Annotated in this window: 21 protein-coding genes; 10 read left to right on the top strand and 11 right to left on the bottom strand. The window is 72.6% G+C overall.

All coding sequences use genetic code 11. From position 1 onward, the window contains the following. Positions 1-51: 51 nt before the first annotated feature. Positions 52-1,275 (top strand): DUF4032 domain-containing protein, encoded by a 1,224-nt coding sequence (locus ABZT18_RS12670; protein ID WP_355251330.1) that lies wholly within the window; start codon positions 52-54, stop codon positions 1,273-1,275. A gap of 275 nt (positions 1,276-1,550) precedes the next feature. Here the strand turns inward: ABZT18_RS12670 and nagA are convergent, their stop codons facing one another. From nagA to ABZT18_RS12685, 3 genes are read right to left on the bottom strand one after another with little or no spacing between them, the layout of a single operon-like run. Beyond that, positions 1,551-2,660 carry an N-acetylglucosamine-6-phosphate deacetylase gene (gene nagA / locus ABZT18_RS12675; protein WP_354994504.1) on the bottom strand — a complete coding sequence of 370 codons (1,110 nt, stop codon included), beginning with the start codon at positions 2,658-2,660 and terminating at the stop codon, positions 1,551-1,553. Continuing rightward, positions 2,657-3,607 carry an ROK family protein gene (locus ABZT18_RS12680; RefSeq protein ID WP_355251333.1) on the bottom strand — a complete coding sequence of 317 codons (951 nt, stop codon included), beginning with the start codon at positions 3,605-3,607 and terminating at the stop codon, positions 2,657-2,659. The genes nagA and ABZT18_RS12680 overlap by 4 nt, the downstream gene beginning before the upstream one ends. Beyond that, the gene (locus ABZT18_RS12685; protein ID WP_354994502.1) at positions 3,604-4,533 is read right to left on the bottom strand and encodes an SIS domain-containing protein; all 930 of its coding nucleotides are present in this window, start codon (positions 4,531-4,533) and stop codon (positions 3,604-3,606) included. Before ABZT18_RS12685 ends, ABZT18_RS12680 begins: the two co-directional genes overlap by 4 nt. A 201-nt stretch (positions 4,534-4,734) precedes the next feature. Between ABZT18_RS12685 and ABZT18_RS12690 the strand changes: the two genes are divergently transcribed. The 9 genes from ABZT18_RS12690 (at position 4,735) to ABZT18_RS12730 (ending at position 11,527) form a co-directional block, all read left to right on the top strand. Continuing rightward, a complete protein-coding gene (locus ABZT18_RS12690) occupies positions 4,735-5,520 on the top strand; it encodes a DeoR/GlpR family DNA-binding transcription regulator (RefSeq protein WP_053654382.1) in 786 nt (261 codons plus the stop codon). A 121-nt stretch (positions 5,521-5,641) separates the two neighbouring features. Next, positions 5,642-6,652, top strand: coding sequence for an ATP-binding cassette domain-containing protein (locus ABZT18_RS12695; RefSeq protein WP_354994501.1), 1,011 nt, complete (start codon positions 5,642-5,644; stop codon positions 6,650-6,652). After that, a complete protein-coding gene (locus ABZT18_RS12700) occupies positions 6,649-7,665 on the top strand; it encodes an ABC transporter permease subunit (RefSeq protein WP_354994500.1) in 1,017 nt (338 codons plus the stop codon). The genes ABZT18_RS12695 and ABZT18_RS12700 overlap by 4 nt, the downstream gene beginning before the upstream one ends. 106 nt (positions 7,666-7,771) lie before the next feature. Further along, positions 7,772-8,176 carry a DUF3263 domain-containing protein gene (locus ABZT18_RS12705; protein WP_354994499.1) on the top strand — a complete coding sequence of 135 codons (405 nt, stop codon included), beginning with the start codon at positions 7,772-7,774 and terminating at the stop codon, positions 8,174-8,176. A 169-nt stretch (positions 8,177-8,345) separates the two neighbouring features. Further along, on the top strand, positions 8,346-8,996 hold the full coding sequence (locus tag ABZT18_RS12710; protein ID WP_355251336.1) for a hypothetical protein: 651 nt from the start codon (positions 8,346-8,348) through the stop codon (positions 8,994-8,996). Then, positions 8,993-9,388, top strand: a complete 396-nt coding sequence (locus tag ABZT18_RS12715; RefSeq protein ID WP_354994497.1) for a phage holin family protein — start codon at positions 8,993-8,995, stop codon at positions 9,386-9,388. Before ABZT18_RS12710 ends, ABZT18_RS12715 begins: the two co-directional genes overlap by 4 nt. Positions 9,389-9,410: 22 nt before the next feature. Next, positions 9,411-10,010 (top strand): DUF3618 domain-containing protein, encoded by a 600-nt coding sequence (locus ABZT18_RS12720; protein WP_354994496.1) that lies wholly within the window; start codon positions 9,411-9,413, stop codon positions 10,008-10,010. Next, entirely contained in the window at positions 9,979-10,875 is an 897-nt protein-coding gene (locus tag ABZT18_RS12725) for a hypothetical protein (RefSeq protein ID WP_354994495.1), read from the top strand. Before ABZT18_RS12720 ends, ABZT18_RS12725 begins: the two co-directional genes overlap by 32 nt. A 142-nt stretch (positions 10,876-11,017) precedes the next feature. Next, on the top strand, positions 11,018-11,527 hold the full coding sequence (locus ABZT18_RS12730) for a GNAT family N-acetyltransferase (RefSeq protein ID WP_355251339.1): 510 nt from the start codon (positions 11,018-11,020) through the stop codon (positions 11,525-11,527). Between the two features lie 64 nt (positions 11,528-11,591). Here the strand turns inward: ABZT18_RS12730 and ABZT18_RS12735 are convergent, their stop codons facing one another. From ABZT18_RS12735 to ABZT18_RS12770, 8 genes are all read right to left on the bottom strand, one after another. Continuing rightward, a complete protein-coding gene (locus tag ABZT18_RS12735) occupies positions 11,592-12,524 on the bottom strand; it encodes a superoxide dismutase (RefSeq protein WP_354994493.1) in 933 nt (310 codons plus the stop codon). A 105-nt stretch (positions 12,525-12,629) separates the two neighbouring features. Further along, on the bottom strand, positions 12,630-14,858 hold the full coding sequence (locus ABZT18_RS12740) for an AAA family ATPase (protein ID WP_355251342.1): 2,229 nt from the start codon (positions 14,856-14,858) through the stop codon (positions 12,630-12,632). 36 nt (positions 14,859-14,894) lie between these two features. After that, the gene (locus tag ABZT18_RS12745) at positions 14,895-15,410 is read right to left on the bottom strand and encodes a hypothetical protein (RefSeq protein WP_355251345.1); all 516 of its coding nucleotides are present in this window, start codon (positions 15,408-15,410) and stop codon (positions 14,895-14,897) included. 38 nt (positions 15,411-15,448) lie between these two features. Next, a complete protein-coding gene (locus ABZT18_RS12750; RefSeq protein WP_354994490.1) occupies positions 15,449-16,207 on the bottom strand; it encodes an ATP/GTP-binding protein in 759 nt (252 codons plus the stop codon). Then, positions 16,185-16,670 carry a DUF742 domain-containing protein gene (locus ABZT18_RS12755; RefSeq protein WP_354994489.1) on the bottom strand — a complete coding sequence of 162 codons (486 nt, stop codon included), beginning with the start codon at positions 16,668-16,670 and terminating at the stop codon, positions 16,185-16,187. Before ABZT18_RS12755 ends, ABZT18_RS12750 begins: the two co-directional genes overlap by 23 nt. Continuing rightward, on the bottom strand, positions 16,667-17,143 hold the full coding sequence (locus ABZT18_RS12760) for a roadblock/LC7 domain-containing protein (protein WP_354994488.1): 477 nt from the start codon (positions 17,141-17,143) through the stop codon (positions 16,667-16,669). Before ABZT18_RS12760 ends, ABZT18_RS12755 begins: the two co-directional genes overlap by 4 nt. Next, on the bottom strand, positions 17,140-19,773 hold the full coding sequence (locus tag ABZT18_RS12765) for a nitrate- and nitrite sensing domain-containing protein (protein ID WP_355251348.1): 2,634 nt from the start codon (positions 19,771-19,773) through the stop codon (positions 17,140-17,142). The genes ABZT18_RS12760 and ABZT18_RS12765 overlap by 4 nt, the downstream gene beginning before the upstream one ends. Continuing rightward, entirely contained in the window at positions 19,760-20,938 is a 1,179-nt protein-coding gene (locus ABZT18_RS12770) for a hypothetical protein (protein WP_355251351.1), read from the bottom strand. Before ABZT18_RS12770 ends, ABZT18_RS12765 begins: the two co-directional genes overlap by 14 nt. Positions 20,939-21,232 lie beyond the last annotated feature (294 nt).

Consider the following 21,232-nt stretch of genomic DNA (forward strand, 5'->3'; position numbering starts at 1 on the left):
CCGCGCTGTGGGCCCAGCCACGATGAGAGGCGATGCGAGGGGCGAGGCGTCATGCTTGTGCCCGTGCGGATCACGTCTGCCCTCGTGGACCCGGCGCTGCTCGACCTGCCCTGGTCGACACCGCTGGAGGAGTGGCCTGCCCAGCACCTGGTCGCCCTGCCGCAGGGCATCTCCCGACACATTGTCCGGTTCGTCCGGCTCGGTGAGTACGTCTATGCGTTCAAGGAGACCCGCGAGCGGATCGCCGAGCGGGAATACGACCTGCTTCGGGCCCTGGAGCGGATCGACTTTCCCTCGGTCGAGGCGGTGGCGGTCGTCGCCGACCGGCAGACCGAGGACGGGGAGCCCCTTGAGTCGGTGCTGATCACCCGGCACCTGCAGTTCTCGTTGCCGTACCGGGCGCTCTTCTCGCACACCCTGCGGCCGGAGACGATGAGCCGACTGCTCGACGCGCTCGCCGCCCTGATCGTGCGGATGCACCTGACCGGCTTCTTCTGGGGCGACTGCTCGCTGTCGAACACGCTGTTCCGGCGGGACGCGGGCGCGTTCGCCGCCTACCTGGTGGACGCGGAGACGGGCGCGCTGCACAACTCACTCTCCAACGGGCAGCGCGGTGAGGACCTGGAGATCGCCCGGGTGAACATCTTCGGCGAGGCGCTGGACCTGCAGGCAGCCGGACTGCTGCACGAGTCCATCGACCCGGAAGTGGTCTGCGAGGAGGTCGTGCAGCGCTACGAGCGGCTCTGGCACGAGATCACCTACGAGCAGGCCGTCGAGCGGGAGGCCCGGCACGACATCGAGGGCCGGATCCGCCGCCTCAACGAGTTGGGCTTCGACGTGGCCGAGGTGGCGATGTCGACCATCGACGACGGGCGTTACCTGGTCCGGCCGAAGGTGGTCGACGCCGGTTACCACACCCGGCGACTGCTGCGGCTGACCGGTCTGGACGCCGAGGAGAACCAGGCCCGCAAGCTGCTCAACGACCTGGACGCCTACCGGGCGGAGAGCGACCTGACCGACGAGCAGCAGGCGGCGCACCGGTGGCTCACCGAGGTCTTCGAGCCGGTGGTCCGGGCCGTCCCCGCGCACCTGCGCCGCAAGCTGGAGCCGCAGGAGCTGTTCGCGCAGATCATCGAGCACAAGTGGCTGCTGTCCGAGCAGGCCGCCCGGGACGTCGGGATGCGCCACGCGGTCCAGTCGTACCTGGCCGACGTGCTGGTGCACCGCCCCGACGAGCAGGCCGTCCTCGGCGTGGACGTCCCCGACCTGAGCTAAGACCTGGCCTGGTTGTCCGGGGCCTGGTTGTCCGGGGCCTGGGCCGCTGCCTTTGGAGCTGATGTCGTAGACGATTCAGCTCCAAAGGCTCTCTAGGCGCACTGTCGAGCTGCCCCACACGTGAGGCAGGCTGCGGCCATGTGGCTTGTCTGCGGCCATGTGGCCTGTCTGCCCCGAATCTGGGGCAGCTCGACAGGCCGCGCAACAGGCGCGGCCGGTAGCGGCCTGGCTAACAGCGGCAGCAGCGGGCCGGCTCACGGCGGCCGCTGCCGGGGTCACTCCACCCAGGAGCCTCCGCGCAGCACTCGCACCACGTTCAGGTCCTCGTCCAGCACTACCAGGTCGGCACGGAGGCCAACCTGAATGGAGCCCAACCGGTCGCCCAGGCCGATGGCCCGTGCCGGGGTGGTGGCCACCATCCGTGCCGCGTCGGCGATCGGGATCCCGGCGTTCACGGCGTGCCGCAGCGCCGCGTCCATGGTCAGTGTGCTGCCGGCGATCGCACCGTCGCGGGCGAGGCGGGCCACCCCGTCGGCCACCGTGACGGCCTGGCCGCCCAGCTCGTACTCGCCATCGGCCATTCCGGCGGCGGCCATCGCGTCGGTGATCAGCGCGGTCCGGTCCGGGCCTGCGGTCGCGGCGGCGAAGGTCAGCATGCCGTCGTGCAGGTGCACCCCGTCGGCGACCAGCTCGCAGATCACGGTGGGCGCGTCGAGCAGGGCCACCACCGGGCCCGGCTCGCGGTGATGCACGGGCCGCATGCCGTTGAACAGGTGGGTGCCGACGCTGGCGCCGGCGGCGACCGCGGCGCGGGTCTGCTCGTACGTGGCGTCGGTGTGGCCCACCGCCGCCACCACCCGCTGCGCGGTGAGCAGCTTGATCGCCTCCAGTGCGCCGTCGCGCTCGGGGGCGAGGGTGACCATCCGGATCGCGCCCCGGCCCAGCTCGATCAGCTCGGTCAGCTCGTCGGTCGACGGATCGCGCAGGAACTCCGGGTTCTGCGCGCCACAGCGGGCGGCGGAGAGGTAGGGCCCTTCGAAGTGGACGCCCGCCAGCACACCCTCGTCGACCAGCGGGGCGAACGCCTCGGTGGCAGCGCGCATCAGCGGGAAGGGCGCGCTGACCAGGCTGGCCAGCAGGGTGGTGGTGCCATGGGCGAGGTGGAAGTCGGCTGCCGCCCGGGCCTCGTCGGCATCCCCGGTGGTGAAGGTGTGCCCACCGCCGCCGTGCGTGTGCATGTCGACGAAGCCGGGCAGGATCCAGTGCCCGTCCCGGACCGACGGGTACTCGGCCACGGCGGTGATCCGATCCCCGTCCCACTCGACGCAGCCCTGTCGGATGACACCGGTCGGGGTCACCACTTGGCCGTTGACCCGTACGGTCATCGCTTCTCCTGATGGTTACGGACGCTCACGGCGTCCAGGGCGAGCAGGGCAGCTCCGAGGCAGCCGGCCTCGTCGCCGAGGGCTGCCGCGACCAGCCGCGGCTCCCGGTGGAAGGTCATCCGCTCGTGCAGCGCTGCCCGCAGGGGGGTCAGCAGCCGGTCCCCGGCCTGGGCCAGGCCGCCGCCGAGCACGATCGTCGCCACGTCGAACAGCGCCTGCCCGGTGGCGAGGCCGTCGGCGAGCGCCTCGACCGCCTCCTGCCAGACCTGGCTGGCGAGCGGTTCTCCGGCAGCGGCCCGCTCGGCCACCTCGGCCGCCGTCACCGGAGCGTCAGCTGTCGCACCGGCCAGTTCGGCGTAGCGGCGGCCGATCGCGGAGGCGGAGGCGACCGCCTCCAGGCAGCCGGGCCGGCCGCAGCCGCAGCGCGGGCCGTCGGGACGTACCAAAATGTGGCCGATCTCCCCCGCGGCGCCGTGGGCGCCGACGACGTGCGCGCCGTCGACCACGTGCGCGGCGGCGATGCCGGTGCCTATCGCCACGAAGAGCACGTGGCCGGTGCCGCGGCCGGCGCCGAGCCGGGCCTCGGCGAGGCCACCGGCCCGCACGTCGTGGCCAAGCGCCGTCGGCAGGCCGAGCCGCGTCGCCGCCAGGTCCCGCAGGGGTACGTCCCGGAAGCCCACGTTCGCCGACCAGACCGCGACTCCGCGCGCCTCGTCCACCACCCCGGGCACGGCGATGCCGACCGCGATCGGGGTGAGCCCGTCGGCACGGGCCTTGTCGGCCAGCCCTTCGGCGACGTCGAGGATGGTGTCGACCACGGCGGCTGGGCCACGCGCGGCGTCGGTGGGGTGCCGCACGGTGCTTACCGCGACACCGTCCGGCCGGACCAGGGCGCACTTCATGCCGGTGCCGCCGACGTCCAGCGCGACGACCACGCGCTCGCTCACGCCAGCACCACTGACCGGGTCAGGTGCCGGGGCGCGTCCGGGTCGAGGCCCCGGCTGGTCGCCAGCGCGACCGCGAAACGTTGAGCCAGGATCAGGTCGGCCATCGGGTCGACCGGGGTACGACCGGCGGACCAACTGCCCAGCACCGTGCGCCAACCGTGCGTGCGGCTGTGCACGAAGGCGGCGCCGGTGGCGGCCACATCCTCGGGCAGCCCGTCGGGCAGCTCGCCGAACGCCCAGACCAGCCGGCCGGGCGCGGCGACCGAGATGGGTCCGTGCCGGTAGTCCATCGCCGGGTACGCCTCAGCCCAGAAGGTGGCCGCCTCGCGGCATTTCAGCGCTGCCTCCTGGGCCAACCCGACCGTCCACCCTCGACCGAGGAAGGTGGCCTGCTCGATGGTGGCCGGGTCGATCGGCAGCGGGGAGCGCACCGCCACTTCGGCGTCGGCGGCGAGCGCGGCCACCGGGTCACCGAGGTGGGCGCGGAGCAGGGCCAGCGCGGTTGTCGCGAAGCGGGTCTGCACCACTGACCGTTCGTCGGCGAAGGGCATGGTCACCGCAGCGGTGGCCAGCTCGACCGCAGGGGACGCCGGGTCGCCGACGATGACGGTGGTGGGCGTCCGTCCGCGCAGCGCGGCGAGCAGCTCCAGCACCTCTGTGGTGGTGCCGGAGCGGGTGATCGCGATCAACCGGTCGTAGCGGCGCCCGGCGGGGAACTCGGACGCCTGGAACGCGTCGGTCTCGCCCTGGCCGGCCTGCTCGCGGCGGGCCGCGTACGCCATCGCCATGAACCACGACGTGCCGCAACCGACGACGGCCACGCGCTCACCGGGGCGCGGGAGGTCACCGTGGACGACGCCGGCCAGTTCGGCCGCCTCCCGCCAGCAGTCGGGTTGGCTCGCGATCTCCGCGTCCACGTACGCCATGGGAAACTCCTCGCAGGGGCGACCGGTGCGCAATACGGCTCGTTAGACCCGTGTTTCGCGCGTCATTCTGCGCGAACCCGGGTGGCCGTGGCAACCGACCGGCCGATCGCGCAGGTCAGTCTTTTGCGCAAGCCTAGTTTTGCGCACTAGTGTGCACGCAATCAATCACCGTCCGTGCAGTCACTGGGAGGGGCCCCCGAGGTGGACCGGTACGCCAGATGGAACGCGCTGCTCGAGATGCTGACTGACAACGGCCGCGTCAGCGTCGAGGCGGCAGCCGAGCGGCTGGACGTCTCCCAGGCCACCATCCGGCGTGACTTCGACCAGCTCGCCCAGCAGCAGATGATCACGAGGACGCGGGGCGGCGCGGTCGCGAACGGCGTCTCGTACGACCTGCCGCTGCGCTACAAGACGGCCAAGCACTCCGCCGAGAAGCAGCGGATCGGCGCGGCTGCCGCGGCACTCGTCACACCGGGCACCGTGGTCGGGCTGAACGGCGGCACCACCAGCACCGAGGTGGCGCGGGCGCTCGCCGTCCGGCCGGACCTGAACACCAGCGCCGAGGGTGCCCAGCTCACCGTGGTGACCAACGCGCTGAACATCGCCAACGAGCTGCTGGTCCGGTCTCGGATGAAGGTCGTGGTGGCCGGCGGGGTGGTACGCCCGAAGTCGTTCGAACTGGTTGGCCCGCTGGGCGGGGCGTTGCTGCGTGAGGTCACCCTGGACGTCGCGCTGCTCGGCGTCGACGCGATCGACCCGCAGCTCGGTGCCGCCGCCCACCACGAGGGGGAGGCGGCGATGAACAACCTGATGGTGGCCCGCGCCAAACGCGTGGTGATCATCGCGGACTCGTCCAAGCTGGGGGGTCACGCCTTCGCCCGGATCTGCCCGGTCGAGCGGGTGGAGACGCTGGTGACCGACTCCGGCGCCGCCCCGGAGGTGGTGGACGCGTTCCGCGCTGCCGGCGTGCAGGTCGTCTGCGCCTGAGCGGTCACGTTGCGTCGATGAAGTAGCCCGTTCGGCGCGTCGATACATACCGCGTATTGCGCGTGCCTGCATACCGCGTATGGTGTCGGCTGTCACGCCCACCCATCGGGGGAGGTGCAGCTTGCCAGCTGTCCTGGAGATCGAAGGTCTACGTAAGACGTACAAGAGTCGTCGACGCGGCACCCGCAACGCGCTCGACGGCTTCGACATGCGGGTCGACGCAGGGCAGGTGCATGGCTTCCTGGGCCCCAACGGGTCAGGCAAGACCACTACTCTGCGTACCCTGCTCGGCCTGATCCGGCCCGACGGCGGCCGGATGGCGCTGCTCGGGCACGAGGTGCCCGACGCGCTGCCCACGGTCGCCGGTCAGGTCGGCGCGATCGTGGAGAGCCCGCAGTTCTTCCCCCACTTCTCGGCACGGGACACGCTGTCCCTGCTGGCCGGGGCGGGCGAGGTGCCGGCCACCCGGGTCGACGAGGTGCTGGAGCTCGTCGGGCTGCGCGACCGGTCCGGCGAGCGGGTCAAGACGTACTCGTTGGGCATGAAGCAGCGGCTCGCCGTCGCCTCGGCCCTGCTGAAGAACCCGAAGCTGCTCATCCTCGACGAGCCCGCCAACGGCCTCGACCCGGGCGGCATCCGGGAGATGCGCACGCTGATGCGCACCCTCGCCGAATCCGGGATGACCGTGGTGCTGTCCAGCCACATCCTCGGCGAGATCCAGCTGATCTGTGACTCGGTCACCATCATCTCGCTGGGCCGGCGGGTCGCCTTCGGCCCGGTCGACGAGGTGCTCGCGCAGCACTCGTCCGATGCGGTCCGGATCCGGCTGGAAGCGGTCAGCGACCTGCCGGCGGCCAGCGAGGCGCTCACCCAGGCGGGGATCCGGGTCACCCCGCACCCGGACCACCTGATGCTGGCCGGCGTCGACAAGCCGGCCTCGGTGACGCGGCTGCTCGCCGAGCACAACCTCTACGTCAGCGAGTTGGCTCCGATCGCCGTCGATCTGGAGAGCGTCTTCCTCGAACTGACCGCCACCGCGCCGGTACCCGGGCAGCACCGGCAGGTCGACGAGTCCATGAAGGTCGGTGGAACGGGTCAGCCCGGTGCCACCGGGGGAGGGTGGGGCGCGTGAGCCTCTTTCGTACGGAGCTGCGCCGGCTCGCCAAGCGGCGTTTCACCCGCTACATGACGCTGCTCGGCCTGCTGGTGCTGGCCGCGGTGGTGGTCGGGGTGTTCTTCACCAACCAGAAGATCGATGCCGGCCAGCTCGCCAAGGCCGAACGCCAAGCCGACCAGCAGTACCAGGATCAGGTGCGCTGGAGCGAGCAGGAGCGCGTCGCGTGTGAGCAGGCCAAGACGGCCGGCACGCCGAACGACGGCCGCTACCCCGACGACTGCTCGGTGATCACGCCGCCGCCCCGGGACCAGATCGAGGCGCAGTGGTTCCTGCCCTCGACGTTCGACTTCCGGGAGACGTTCGCCGAGACGCTGATCCCGTTCGCGGCGATCCTCGCCCTGGTCGGGTTCGTGGTCGGCGCGTCCTTCGTCGGTGCCGAGTGGAGCACCGGCGGCATGATGAACCTGCTGCTCTGGCGGCCGAAGCGGGTCACCGTACTCCTCACCAAGCTGGCCGCGCTGCTCACCGGCATCCTGGCGGTGACGCTGCCCGCCGCGGTGCTCTGGTTCGCCGGGTTCTGGGCGGTCGCGACGTTCCGGGGCAGCACCGAGAAGGTGACCTCCGGGGTCTGGCAGTCGTTCATGCTGACCGGGGTACGCGGTGTGGTGCTGGTCTTGGTGCTCACCACCATCGGGTTCGCGCTGGCCTCGCTGGGTCGGCACACCGCGATGGCTCTTGGCGGTGTCGTGGCGGTGATGGTGGTCGGCCAGTTCGGCCTGGGCATCCTGCTGGCGATGGCGAGCGTGCGGTGGGCCGAGGCATGGTTGCTGCCCACGTACGCGCTGGCCTGGATGACGAAGACCGTGACGTTGCAGGACTGGAACTCCTGCAACGCGACCTACTACGGGGAGTGCAAACCGGCCACCCTGGACATCACCTGGCAGCAGTCGTCCGTACTGCTGTCGGTCGGGGTGGTGGTGATCCTCGGGGCGGCGATCTGGGCGATGCGTCGCCGCGACATCTCCTGACCACAGCGAAGCGACGCGGCCGGCCCGGCCGTCGGGATTCCCGACGGTGCGGGGCCGGCCGCGCCGGCTGCTGCGACCCTGGTCGACCCTGGTTAGGCTGAGTGCCATGCCCGCCGACACCACCCCGACCGCCCCCGAGCCGTCCACCGAGGCTCACCCGGGCGTCGCGGCGGCTGGTGGCGGGCCCACCGTCCCGACTCCGCGGCCGGCACCATCCGTCGAGAGCACCGACGATCTCGCGCCGGACGACGGGGAAGACGCCGAGCCCGCCGCGCCAACGGCCCAGCTGACCGCACGGGAACTCGCCATCCTCGCCTTCGAGCAGCAGTGGTGGCGGCACGCCGGTGCGAAGGAGCAGGCCGTCCGGGACACCTTCGGGGTCTCCTCGACCCGGTACTACCAACTGCTGAACGGGCTGCTGGACAATCCGGCCGCGCTGGCCGCCGAACCCTTGCTGATCGGTCGGCTCCGCCGGCTGCGATCGTCGCGCGCCCGCAACCGCCGCCGCTGACCGCACCGCACCCCTGCTGGGGCACTCGGCCTGTTCCTCCCGTTGGCGCCTCCGCTTCCGCTCTTCGCACCCTGGCCGGCGGCCCTACCGCATGCCGACTGGCCAGGCGGGTAGGCGGGTGGTGTTCCGGGGTCGCCACGCGACCCCGGATTCAGGAAGGGAGCGGGGTATGACGGCAACGAATCAGAGCGGATCTCCGAGCGGTAGAGGACAGCAGGCCCGGCAGGAGGCCTCCCGAGTCGGCCAGCAGGCCACGCAGGCCGGGGGTCAGGTCGCCCACACCGCCGCTGAGCAGGGCGGGCAGGTGGCCGCCGAGGCGCGACAACAGGCCCGGCAGTTGACCGGTGAGGCCACCGGGCAGCTTCGGGAACAGGCGCAGACGCAGCAGCGGCGAGCCGCCGAGGGCCTGCGTGACCTGGGTCAGAACCTCAGTTCGATGGCCGAACGGGACGGCGACTCCGGGTTGGCCGGTCAAGCGGTACGCCGGGTGGCTGACGCCGCCCAGCAGGCCGCCGGCTGGCTCGACGAGCGTGAGCCCGGCGAGGTGCTCGACGATGTACGCACGTACGCGCGGCGCCACCCGGGGACCTTCCTCGCGGGCGCGGCGGTGGCCGGACTGCTGGTCGGCCGGCTCACTCGCGGCCTGACCGCTCCGGCCTCCGGTAACGGCGGAGGTGGAAGCGCGGGCGGTGCCTCCCGGGCGCCGCAGGGCGCACCGCCGGAGGACGGTCAGCAGCCGTACGTGGGGACGGCACGGGCGCAGAACGTCTCGCCCAACGGTCGACCGGGGCGGGACCTGCCCGGCGGGGTGGCCCCGTGAGTGCCCCCGAGAAGGAACGGACCCAGGCTTCGGTCGGCGAACTGCTCGGCGATGTGACCCGGGACGTGTCCACCCTGGTGCGCAAGGAGGTCGAGCTGGCCAAGGCCGAGCTCCGCGAGGAGGTCAGTCAGGCCGGCAAGGCCGGCGGCATGTTCGGCGGCGCAGGGGTGGCCGGGTTCCTGGCAGTGCTCTTCGTGTCGTACGCCGTGTGGTGGGGGCTGTCCAACACGATGGACCAGGGGTGGGCGGCGCTGATCGTCGCGGTCCTCTGGGCCGCCGTGGCCGGTGGTCTCTTCCTCAACGCCCGGACCCAGCTGAAGCGGGCGCGTGCGGTCCTGCCCCGGACGAAGCAGACGGCCCGGGAAATGCCGGACGCCCTGCGGGGTCGGTGAACGAGTCGGGAGGTAGCAGGTCATGTCCAGTGATCCGGATCGGATCCGGCGGGAGATCGAGACCACCCGCAACGAGTTGAGCAGTGACGTCGACGCGCTGACCGGCAAGGTCAACCCGCGTCGGATCGCCGGTGACCGTGTCGGAGAGGCTCGCGGCGCGTTCACCCGAGCGAAGGAGAAGGTGATGGGCAGCTCGAACCACATGGGGCAGGAGGCCAGCCAGCGGATGTCGCACATGGCCGACTCCGTACGCGACGAGACCCGATCGCTCGGGCACCAGTCCCGTGAGCGGGCTCAGGGCAACCCCATGGCCGCTGGGCTGGTCGCCTTCGGCGTCGGTCTGCTGGCCGCCTCGCTGATCCCGCCGAGCGGGCGCGAGCGGCAACTGGCCGGACGAGCGCGGAGCATGGTGAGTGAGCACTCCGATGAGCTGCGCGAGCAGGCGAGCCAGGTCGGCCACCAGATGCAGGACAACCTGCGGGAGCCCGCGCAGCAGGCGGCGCAGTCGGTGCGGTCCAGCGCCCAGCAGGGCGTGTCCGCGGTACGCGACCAGGGCCGCTCGGCCACCGGCCAGGTGCAGGGGGAGGCGCATGCGGCCGCCGACGACCTTCGGCAGCGCTGACCCGGTCGGCGCGGCGGGGCCGGTGCGGATGATGCGGGCAAGCTCCGCGTCCGCACCGGCCCCGGGCCGGCAGGTCAACGAGGACCTGGTCTTCCGCTTCGGTCCGCTGGTCGGCGTCCTGGACGGCGCGACAGTGCCGGAGGGCTTCGACACCGGTTGCGTGCACGGGCCGGAGTGGTACGTCCGACACCTGGCCGCCCGGCTCGGCGTGGCCGAGGCGGTCCGCCCGGCGGCCCGGCTGACCAGCAACCTGGCCGCGGCCATCCTCGCCGTCCGCGCCGACCACGGCGGGCAGTGCGATCTCGACCATCCCGGCACCCCGTCCAGCACGGTCTGCCTCCTGCGTGACTGTGGGGACCAGGTCGACTATCTGGTGCTCTGCGACAGCCCGCTGGTCCTGGACGCCGGCGGTCAGGTGAGCGTGGTGACCGACAACCGGCTGGACGTGGCGATGGCGGAGCTGCGGGAGACAGTGGCCACCGTGCCGGGCGGTGCGACGGACCCGGTCACGCGGTTCCGGCACGCCGTGGGCGTCCAGCGGGAGCGGATGAACCGCACGCACGGGTACTGGGTGGCGGCCTCCGACCCGGATGCGGCCTTCCACGCGGTGACCGGGACGATGCCCCGGCGAGGCCCGGCGGCGATACGCAGGGCGGCTCTGCTCAGTGACGGTGCGTCCAGCGCCGTGGAGCAGTTCGGGTTGACCGACTGGGCCGGCCTGCTGGACCTGCTGAGCGCCAACGGGCCCGGCGCGTTGATCGACCGGGTCCGGGACGCCGAGCGCGACCACGCCGATCGGCTGCGCCGGCACAAGCCCACCGACGACGCGTCGGTGGTGTTCTGCGAGTTCGACCCGGCGATTTGAGCGCCCCGATACCCCGGTCGGGTGACGACAGAGCGTGATGTGGAACACCCCGGCCGACCGACCGGCCGGTACCGGTGTCCGGACCGCCAGTGGATGGCCAATGGGGTGGACTTCGGCCGATGAGGGCGGCAGACTGCGGCACGTGGCGGGTGCGGTCCGGCTGGAGCCGGTGGACGAGCAGAACCTGGAGCCGTTGCTCTCCGTAGCGGCTGCCGAGGCGGAGCCCGGTGATGTCATGCCTCCGGTCGAGGCTCCCGCCGGTTGGTCGCTCGCCCGCCGCGAGGCGTTCCGCGAGTTTCACCGGGCGAGCTTCGGCGGGCTGGACGGCGCCACCCGTTCGCAGATGTACGCGGTCCTCGTCGGCGGCGAGGTGATGGGCATGGTGCGGATGACGCGCTGTGACGAGCCCGGCACGGTGGAGACCGGAATGTGGCTCGGCCGCTCGGCACGTGGACAGGGGATCGGCGCGGCTGCCCTGCGGGAGTTGTTGAATGCCGCCGCTCGGGCGGGCATGCGGGCCGTGGTGGCCGAGACGACCAGGGACAACGTTGGTGCCGTCGCCGTGCTGGAGAAGTGCGGGGCGAAACTGCACGAGGAGGGCGGCAAGGTGCGCGCCGAGATCTGCCTGGATTCGACGCCGCCCGCGCTCTGAGCCTTTCCGTCGCGCCCGGGGGCCGGTCGGCGGCGACCGTGGGGGCCCCCGCCGACCGAACAGATCAGGCGGGAACCCGGACGATGTCGTAGTCGGTGCTCGGCGTCGACTCCACGTCGAACCGACCGTTCACCACGTACAACGCCGAGCCGAGCAGGTCGCCGGTGGCCGGCACCCGCAACTGCGGGCCGGTGATCTCCCGCTGCACCACCCCGGCGGTGAAACCGGCGTTCATCCGGACCACCGCGATGACGTTGGTCAGGTTCCGGATCACGTAGAGGGTGCGCCCCCGCAGCACCAGCCCGTCGGCCCGCTCCACCGAGTAGCCACCGAGGTCGACGAGGCGGCTGCCGCCGGTACGGGGGTCGATGCGTACCAGCCGGCCGGGCAGCATCTGCGCGACCAGCAGATCGCCGTCCGGCAGCGCCACGATCCCGTTGTGGTAGGCGTCCGGCGTCGCGGCCGGGCCGGTGAGCTGCAGGACCCGGAAGGCGCTGGGGGCCGGCAGGCGACCACCCGGGCCCAGCGGCACCACGTACAGGACCTGCAGCGCGGAGTCGGTGAAGTAGACCGCCCGGTCGGTGATCACCAGGTCGTTGACGAAGCTGCCCGGCACGTCGGTGAACTGGTAGTGGGCCAGCTTGGCGCCGGAGCCGGCGTCGTACACGCTGGCGCCGCCGCCGGAGAAGTCGGCGGTCCAGAGTCGGCCCCGCTGGTCGAGCTTGAGGCCCGCCTTGTCGGTGCCGGGTGTGCCGGGGATCAGCACGGAGCCGCGCCCGGTGCGTAAGTCACCACGCCACACCGCGCCGTCCAATATGGACCCGACGTACACGGTCGTGCCGTGACCGATCGTCAACCCCTCGGGAGTGAAGCCGTTGGGCAGGGCGATCCGGGCCGGGAACGGCTTTGTCGGGTGCGCTGCCGCCGGTGAGCCGACCGTGGACAGGGTCGCCGCCGCCAGCAGCGGGACGACGAGAAGAGAGAACAGCTTGTGCAAGGAGCACCGCCTGACGTCTGAGTGGATGACTCCACTGGGGAAGATGACGTCCTAGGAACCCCCTGGGCGCGGCGAAAGGTTGACTTGCCACTCAGCTTTCTCTGCTCACGACCGATCGGCGGCGTACGCGGCCAGCCAGGCGACCTGAGCCGGGTCCAGCGACGGGCGTACCCGTGCCCGCGCGCTCGCCACGTGCTCAGCGGTGACCGTGGCGGCAGCCAGCGACTCACGCATCGCGGCCAGCGCGGCCTCCCGGACCAGCGCCGCGCAGTCCGCTGCGGAGAAGCCCGTCAGCTCGTCGCCGAGGGCCACCAGGTCGACGTCCGCTGCCAGCGGCACCTGCCGGGACGCGGCCCGCAGGATCTCCGCACGGGCTGGCCCGTCCGGCGGTGGAACGTAGACCAGCCGCTCCATCCGGCCGGGCCGCAGCAGCGCCGGGTCGATCAGGTCGGGCCGGTTCGTCGCGCCGACCACCACCACGTTGCGCAGCGTCTCCACCCCGTCCAGTTCGGTGAGCAGCGCGGCGACCACCCGGTCCGTGGTGCCCCCGTCGGTGGCCTGGCCGCGTACCGGTGCCAGCGCGTCCACCTCGTCCAGGAAGATCAGGGTGGGGGCCGCCTCCCGGGCCCGGCGGAACAGCTCACGGACCGCGCGTTCGCTCTCGCCGACCCACTTGGAGAGCAGTTCCGCACCCTTCACCGACAACACATTGGCCCGCCCCGATCCGGCCAGAGCGGTGACCAGGTACGTCTTGCCGCAGCCCGGTGGCCCGTAGAGCAGCACGCCGCGTGGCGGTTGCACCCCGAGCCGAGCGAAGGTGTCCGGGTAGGTCAGCGGCCACAGCACCGACTCGGTCAGCGTCTGCTTGACCTCGTCAAGGCCACCCACGTCGTCCAGAGTCACCGAGGCCAGATCCAGGGTGGATGCCGCCATCGTGGTCGGCCGCACCACCTCCAGGGCGGCGGTGAAGTCGGCCATCGACACCGTTGGCGTCTCGGCGGCCTTCTGCCGCAGCGCCGCGCGTACCCCGGCCTCCCGGACCAGCGCGGCCAGGTCCGCCGCGACGAACCCGGGGGTACGCGCGGCCACCTCGTCCAGCCGGACGTCGTCAGCCAGCGGCACCTGCCGGGTCAGCACGGTGAGTTGTTCGCGGCGCAACGCCGGGTCGGGGAGCGGGATGCTGATCCGCAGCGACAGCAGGTCGGGCGCGCGCAGTGTGGGGTCGACCGCCTCAGGCCGGCCGGTGGTGCAGACCACGGCGACACCGGCGCGGATGCTCTCCGCGAGCACCTGGCGGAACACCGTCGCCACCGGGCCGGGATCGTCCGCCGGTGCGAGCGCCTCGACGTCGGTGACCAGCAGCACCGCCGGCCCGCCAGCTTGGGCCGCCGCCGTGGCCGCGGCGCGTAACCGGTCGGCGGCGGCCTGGTTGGCCAGGGCAGCCACCTCGGGCGCCCAGAGGGGGTGGACGCGGGCGCCGACCCGGGCGGCGACGGCCCGGACCAGCGCCGACTTCCCGGAACCGGCCGGGCCGACGAGTAGCACCCCCAACGAGATGGTGGTGCCCAGCCGGCCCAACACCTCCCGGTGATGGAAGCCGAGGTCGAGTAGCTCGGTCAACTCCTCGGCCTGGGCCCGCAGACCGGGCAACTCGTCCACGTCGGGTGCGTCGTCAGGCGGATTCACCGCCGGGGCCCCGGCGGCCGTCCCGCGTGGCCGGGTCGCCGCCGCGTCGGCCGGGGCGGGCCCGCCGTGGGTGGCCTGGCCGTGCTCCCAGGCGACCACCGTGTCCATGGTGACCAGCGCGCCGGCGGCCGACTCGACCGCGACCACGGTGAGCAGGGTGCTGGTCCAGGCAAAACCGACCGTGTTGGCGAGGCTGCGTCGAGCCGCCTCGACCAGGCTGCGTACCGAGGCGTCCGGCAGCACGTCCTGTGGCAGCAGCGACACGTCGTCGCCGGAGGTGAGCACCTTGCCCAGCAGGGCGAGCCGCAGCATCTCCGGGCTGACCGCCGCGACAACCTCCACCGGCCCGGTCAGGATGACCCGGCTCGCGGGGACGAGCTGCATCGGAGTCACCCGCACCTGACCGCCGTCACGCAGGCCCAGGTTGCCCAACGTCAGGTCGTCGGCGTACAGCAGGGCGCTGCTCGCACCCGGCGCAGCCGCCGCCACGATCCCGGCCGTCTCCCGGCGGCCGGCGAGCCGGACCGGGTCGCCGGGACGCAGCCCCAGCGCGGTCAGCGCCTCCGGGTGCAGTCGCACGATGCCTCGTCGGGCGTCCAGCGCGGCCGGCCGTAGGCAAGCAGTCAGGGTCAGGTCGGGTTGCGCCACTGCCCGACCGTAGCCGCCAGCAGCCAGCCCCGCCGGTCAGCGCCGCGGATCCAGCCCGTCCAACAGAGACGGGTCCTGCCGGATCAGCTCGGCCAACCGGGCCGCCGGGTCCGGGGTCAGCCCGTCCGTGCCGGGCACCCAGGCGGGCACCGTCCGGCCGGACAGCGGCCAGGCCGGCGGGGGTTCCACCGGGGCCGCCGGGGGGACCGGCCCGACCGTGACGTCCGGCCCGTCCCAGGAGACCCGCAACGGGTACGTCCGCCCTTCGTGCTCCACCTGCACGGTCACCGCCAGTCCGGGGTAGGCGCCGACGGCCTGACGGACGGCCTCGGCCACCTCCTCGACCGGCCCCCACCCGGCGACGTCGCCCGGGGCGTCCGCCCCCGCGTGGCGGGCGTCGTGCCGGCCCGGCCCGGCGTTGCGGGCGTCGCCGCGGCTGAGCCCGGGTTCGAGCGGCAATGGTGCGGTGTCGTCACGGTCGTTGGCCCGCCGGCGCAGCGCCTCCTCACGCCGGGCCAGCCGGGCCAGCGTCTCGTCCAGGTCGCCCCTCACCAGATCACCCCTTCCCGCCACGGCCGGAGCCGGTCGGCTCAGGCCCTCCTGTCCCGGGTAGCACGGTCCAACGCACGGTCCAGGACGACCAGCAGGGCATCCCGCACCGAGAGCCGGTCCCGTGCGTCGAACTGCACCAGAGGGACATGGTCACCGATGGCCAGTGCCCAGCGGATCTCGCCGAGCTCCAGGGCCAACCGCCCGTCGAAGGCGTTGACCCCGACCACGAACGGCAGCCCGGCCCGCTCGAAGAAATCGATCGCCGGGAAGCAGTCGTCGAGCCGGGCGCTGTCGACCACCACCAGCGCGCCGAGCGCTCCCCGGGCGAGGTCCTCCCACATGAAGCCGAACCGGGCCTGCCCCGGCGTGCCGAACAGGTAGAGCTTCAGGCTCCGGTCGATGGTCACGCAGCCGAAGTCCATCGCCACCGTGGTGGTGGTCTTGGTGGACCGGGCGCCCGGGTCGTCCACGCCGATCCCGGCGGTGGTCATCTCGGCCTCGGTGGTGAGGGGCGCGATCTCGGAGATCGCACCCACGGTGGTGGTCTTGCCCACCCCGAACCCACCGGCAACCAGGATCTTGACCGGGATCGGCGGTGCTGCCGGCTTACGGGCCGGTGCCGGCGTCGAACCCGTACCGGACGAGGGCCGGTACGGCGGCGGCGCGCTCGGCGGCGGGCTGGCACGCCCCACTATGGGCCCGGTGCCGAACGACATGCCGTAACGGGCGGCGGCGCTGTTGCCGGCGACCCCGCCGAGCGGGGCGACCGGCCCTTCAGGAGATCGCACGAAGTCCATCAATCACTCGCAGGATGAGGTCGGGGTTGAAGGCGTCGTCGGTGTCGGTCACGTGCACGTCCAGGTGTCCGGCGGCCCGTAGGTCACCGACCAGGACCCGGGTCACGCCGAATTGCAGCCGGGTCCGGGCCGAGATCTCGGCCACCGAGATCGGCTCGGCGCAGAGCGCGATGATCGCCTGGAATTCCGGTGCCAGCAGGGCGCCGGGCGGGCCGCTCCACCAGCCGCTCTCCGCGCGGGACGTCACCTGTGTCTCCAGCCCGATCGCCGGGTCGGCACCCGCCACCCGACCGGAGGTGAGCACGAACGGACGGGGACCGGCCGGCCGAGCACCGTCCGGTTCGGGCTCGGGCAGCCCCGGTGCCGCCGTGCCGTCCCCGGTCGGGGGTGGCGTGCGCAGGTACGGGCGGATCCGGACCGTGGGTTCCGGGTCCGGATCCTCGCCGGCGACGTCGGGGGTCACTGCTGGACGGCGTTCTTCAACTCGACGATCAGCCGCGGGGTCAGGGCGCCACCGGCCCGCCCGGCGAAGAGCGTCATCTCGTACGCGACGGTGCCCAGGTTGGCCGACCGGTCGGCGACCACCCCGAGCACGGAACCGCTGCTGATCGCGCTGATCAGCAGGTAGCCGTCGGCCATGTCGACGATCACCCGGTTCAGGCCGCCGAGCGCGTACCAACTGGCCGCCCCACCAGCGAGGCTGGTCATCCCCGAGACCACGGCGGCCAACCGCTCCGCGTTGGACCGGTCCTTGATCGCCGACATGGCCATCAGCAGGCCGTCCGACGAGACCGCGATCGCTTCCAGGACCCCGGCGGTGCTGGAGGTGAAGGAGTCCAGCAGCCAGTTGAACGTGCGGGCCTCCGGGCTGAGGTCCCCGCTTGCGCCGGACTGGCTCTGGTGTTCGACGTTGTCGTGCAGGAAGGGGCTGGTCACCGTGATGATCCTTCTTCGTTCCGGCGGTCTGGGCTGACTTCGCGGAGAGCGCGGGCGACGCCCGCCTCGAACTCGTTGATGAGATTGCGGACCTCGGCCGGGTCACCGAGGTGTGTACTGAGCGGCTGGCAGGCCGGTACGACGGTGAGGTTCGCCCCCGGTACCCGTCGGCTCAGCCGGGGCTCACTCGGTGCGACCTCGGCCGGGTCGCCGGCACCGGCCACCGCGGGGCCGGTGCCCCGCGGCGTGGGCGGCAGGTCGGCGGTCACGCTCGGGTCCACCACGGCCGACCCGACATCGGCCGCCGGGTCGGTGGCCGTCCCCATCGACCTGCCATCGCGGCCCGGTGCGACCTGAAGTTCGGCCCGCCGTACGCCGGCCTGGAACGCCTCAACCAGCGCGCGGGCAGCGGCCGGGTCCGCGCCGGTGGCGTCCACCGGCCGGGTCGGTGCGGCGGTGGCGTGCAGGCTGGCCCCGGGCACCCGCTGTCGGACCCGCGGCATGGCCGGCTTGCCCGGCGTGGCTGGCGTGCCCGACGGTTCCGGGTCCGGTGGTGTGGGAACGGCCTGCTCCGGCTGGCCGCCACCGAACGCGTTCCAGGACGGCCCGGCCCCCAGGCTGCGGGTGGCCCGGCTGAGCAGGTCCGAGTCGAAGCGGGCGGGCGCGGCGACGGCCGCCGTGAGGGCCCGCGCGCCATGGTCGGGGTTGAGTGCCGTCGTACGCCGGTCTCGTTCCGGCACCGTGGCACGGGCCACGGCGGCTCCGGCCGGGTCGGCGCGGCGCAGCACCAGTGACGCCGATGGGATCTCCAGGTGGGCGGTCACCCCACCGCCGGCGGTGGCGGCCAGGCCCACCTCCCAGCCGTGACGGCGGGCCAACCGGCCCACCACGAAGAGACCGAGCACCTCGGTCGGTGTCAGGTCGAGCCGCTCCCGGCGGGCGAACCGGGCGTTCTCCTCGGTCAGTCGTTGCTCGCCCATCCCGATGCCGTGGTCCACCACGGTGATCCGCGCGCCGAGGCCGGACGCCTCGGCGGCCACCAGCACCCGGGTGTGGGGCGGGGAGAAGACGGTGGCGTTCTCCATCAGCTCGGCCAGCGCAAGGATGAGGTCGCCGACCACCGCTGGCGCGGCCGAGATGCCCGCCGGCACCCGCACCTCCACCCGGGTGTAGTCCTCGATCTCGCCGAGCGCCAACCGGACCACGTCGGCCAGCGGTACCGGCGCGGTGTGCGGGTCGGCCCCAGCCGAGCCGGAGAGCACCACCAGGCTGCCGGCGTTGCGCCGCAACCGGCTGGAGATGTGGTCGAGCCGGTACAGGTGCTCCAGCCGGCCCGGGTCGGCCTCCTGCTGCTCCAGCCGGTCGATCAGCGCGATCTGCCGGCCCACCAGGTTCTGGGTGCGCCGCCCGACGTGGCCGAACATCTGTGCCACGTTGCGTCGCCCGGCGACCTGCCGTTCGACCAGCCGCGCCGCGGTGCTCTGCACCCGGTCGAAGGCTCGGGCCAGGTCGCCGATCTCGTCGTTGGCCCGGATGTCCACCGGCTCCAGTCGGACCGGTTGATGGCTCTCCGCCTCGTCGTCGGTGACCCGGACCAGCTCCGCCTCCGCGACGCGGGCGACCCGGTCGGCCGAGCGGGTGAGGCGGGTCAGCGGCCGGGCCACCGTCCGCGCGACCGCCGCGCTGAGCAGCACCACCAGCGCCAGGATCAGCGCCGCCGCGGCACCGACCAGGTACGCGGCGGTCAGCGCGCGCCGCTGCTCGGCGGTCACCTCGGTGAGCACGTCGGCGACCAGCTTCTTCTCCACGAACTGACCGAGTCGGATCATCGTGCGGACGGCCGGGAAGAGCGCGTCCAGCGGCACCTCGCGGACCGCGCTGGCCGGGTCCCTGGCGCTGGTGACCAGGAAGTCGGCGCTGGTACGCGCGGCCACGGCCGCGTCGTTGAGCTGGGCCACCTTGAGCTGCTCGGGCGTGATCAGGCTACGGAAGCGCCTACTGTCCACCTGGAGGGCCGCGATGCACGCCACGTACCCGGCGGTGGTGTCCGGGCTGCCGATCGCCTTGACCAGCACGCTCAGGGTGGCGCAGGCGCCCAGGCCCTCGTCGGCGCGGAGCAGCCCGTCGAGGGCGAGCACCTGACGGCCCGGCAACGTGTCGGTGTCCACACCGAACACCAGCTGCAACGACTCGATCAACCCCATGTTGACCGGGCCGAAAGCGTCCATCACCTGGCCCGGGTTCGCCACCCGGGCCAGCACGGCCGTCCGCAGGTCGATGAGGCTGGACACCCCGTTCAGGGCGCGGTCGACCCGGTCGGTCAGCGCGTCGCTCCCCCCGGCCCGCAGGTCGGCCACCCGATCGTCGACATCGGCGGACTTGCGGACCAGCTCGCTACGGTCGACCCTGCCGAGCAGGTAGCCGACCGAGAGGATGCGTTCCTGCTGGAGGTCCTGGACCAGGCTGCCGACCAGGCTGGCGAGCCGTACCCGGTCGGCGGTGTCGCCGGCCCGCTGTGCGGCGGCCACCCGGTCAAGCACCACGGGCACGGCCAGACCGACCATGCTGAGCAGTGGGATCACCACGAGCAGCGCGAGCTTTCCGCGGATGCGGAGCCTACCGAGCAGCATCGAATGCCCCCCACCGTGTGGCCTCCAGGTCGCCGACCGCGCCGGCCGGTTGCAGCCCTCGCGGGTCGCCCGCCGCCGGTTGCCAGGGGTCGCCCTGCGACGGGGTGTCGGGGCTCTCCGCGTGGGTCGCGGCCATGGCGGCCCGGTGCCGGGCCCGGCGTCCGGCGGTGATCAGCAGCGCGGCGAGCCAGCTCAGCAGCAGCCCGGCGATCATCCCCGCGCCGATGGTCAGCCAGCGGTCCCGGCCGAGCTCGTCGACGCGCTCGACCAGCAGGGCGTCCAGCTCCGCGAGGATGACCGGCTGAAGTTGGCGGGCTGCGCGGTGCGTGTTGATCCCGGCGGCGCCCAACTTGCCCGGGTCCACCACCCCCGTGCCGTTGGCCGGGGCGGAGTACGCGGCCAGGGCCTCCACCGAGCGTTGGTAGTTGTCCAGCGGGGTGAGCACGTTGGCGCCGAGATCGGTGCTCTCCGAGCCGTCCACGGCGGAGCGCAGGTTGTCGACGAGGTCGTTGGCGGGTGCCAGGGCGCTCACCCGCAGGGCAGTCAGCTCGATCAGGCCACGGGGTTGCTCGGCAGCCGGCCGGCGGGAGACCAGCGTGGCCAGATCGGCCAGCCGGCTGGCGGCCACCACCGCCTCGGGCAACTCCTGGCCGGCGCTGTCCTGAAGGAAGAAGGAGTCGGCTGCGGGGTCGCGTACCAGCCCGGAGCTTTCTCGAACCTTGCGGTGCAGGTCCAGCAGCAGGTCGGTGACCTCGCTGTAGGCCGTGAAGGCGGACTCCGGGTCGGCGGGGCTGCGGTCGCCCAGCGCCTCCAGCTTGGCTCGTACTCCGGCCCAGCGTTCCTGGCTGAGCAGTTCGACACCGATTCGCGCGTCCACCGCGGCGGCGTCCTCGATCGCCCGGTTCAGCGCCTCGGATGAGGCGGGGCGGCCGTTGACCGCGGCGGCCTGGGCCTCCACGAGGGCATCGGTGACCGGGGCCAGAGCGCTCAGGTACTGCACGCCGAGCCGTTCCCGGGCGGCCAGGTCCCGGTCGTGGGTGGTTTGCCGCCAGGTGGACGTGAAGAGCAGACCCACCGGTGCCAGTAGTGCCCCGACGAGCAGCAGGGGCAGCAGTCGGCCCAGGGTGGACGGCCGTCGACGGGCCCGCGGCGCGGGGACTGTCATGTGTGTTTCTCCTCCGGCGTGGGGCGCGGATCGGCGCGGTGTCGGGTAAGCCGACAAGTCCCGTGCACCGGACCGGAAAACTAATCGAAACCCCCACGGGTCAGGCCTTGGTCGATGAGTCAGGTTCGCGTCACTTCGCGCGATGTCACCATTCGTCCTTGTTTCCGGCACGCTCTGTTTCATCCGTGGGTGTGACATGGAGGGATCGAGGTGGATATCCGACGAAGATCGGAATTCACGGAATCCGAACTCAACTCACTGGGCCGCGCCAGACGATGCGCGCTCGAACCCCAC

The sequence above is a fragment of the Micromonospora sp. NPDC005291 genome (assembly GCF_040607415.1).
GTDB lineage: Bacteria > Actinomycetota > Actinomycetes > Mycobacteriales > Micromonosporaceae > Micromonospora.

Excerpts from the sequence above, each read along its gene's own strand:
- ABZT18_RS12670 (WP_355251330.1), top strand. The coding sequence starts at position 52 with ATGCTTGTGCCCGTGCGGATCACGTCTGCCCTCGTGGACCCGGCGCTG.
- nagA (WP_354994504.1), bottom strand. The coding sequence starts at position 2,660 with ATGACCGTACGGGTCAACGGCCAAGTGGTGACCCCGACCGGTGTCATC.
- ABZT18_RS12685 (WP_354994502.1), bottom strand. The coding sequence starts at position 4,533 with ATGGCGTACGTGGACGCGGAGATCGCGAGCCAACCCGACTGCTGGCGG.
- ABZT18_RS12705 (WP_354994499.1), top strand. The coding sequence starts at position 7,772 with ATGCCCGCCGACACCACCCCGACCGCCCCCGAGCCGTCCACCGAGGCT.
- ABZT18_RS12710 (WP_355251336.1), top strand. The coding sequence starts at position 8,346 with ATGACGGCAACGAATCAGAGCGGATCTCCGAGCGGTAGAGGACAGCAG.
- ABZT18_RS12720 (WP_354994496.1), top strand. The coding sequence starts at position 9,411 with ATGTCCAGTGATCCGGATCGGATCCGGCGGGAGATCGAGACCACCCGC.
- ABZT18_RS12725 (WP_354994495.1), top strand. The coding sequence starts at position 9,979 with ATGCGGCCGCCGACGACCTTCGGCAGCGCTGACCCGGTCGGCGCGGCG.
- ABZT18_RS12750 (WP_354994490.1), bottom strand. The coding sequence starts at position 16,207 with ATGGACTTCGTGCGATCTCCTGAAGGGCCGGTCGCCCCGCTCGGCGGG.
- ABZT18_RS12765 (WP_355251348.1), bottom strand. The coding sequence starts at position 19,773 with ATGCTGCTCGGTAGGCTCCGCATCCGCGGAAAGCTCGCGCTGCTCGTG.
- ABZT18_RS12770 (WP_355251351.1), bottom strand. The coding sequence starts at position 20,938 with ATGACAGTCCCCGCGCCGCGGGCCCGTCGACGGCCGTCCACCCTGGGC.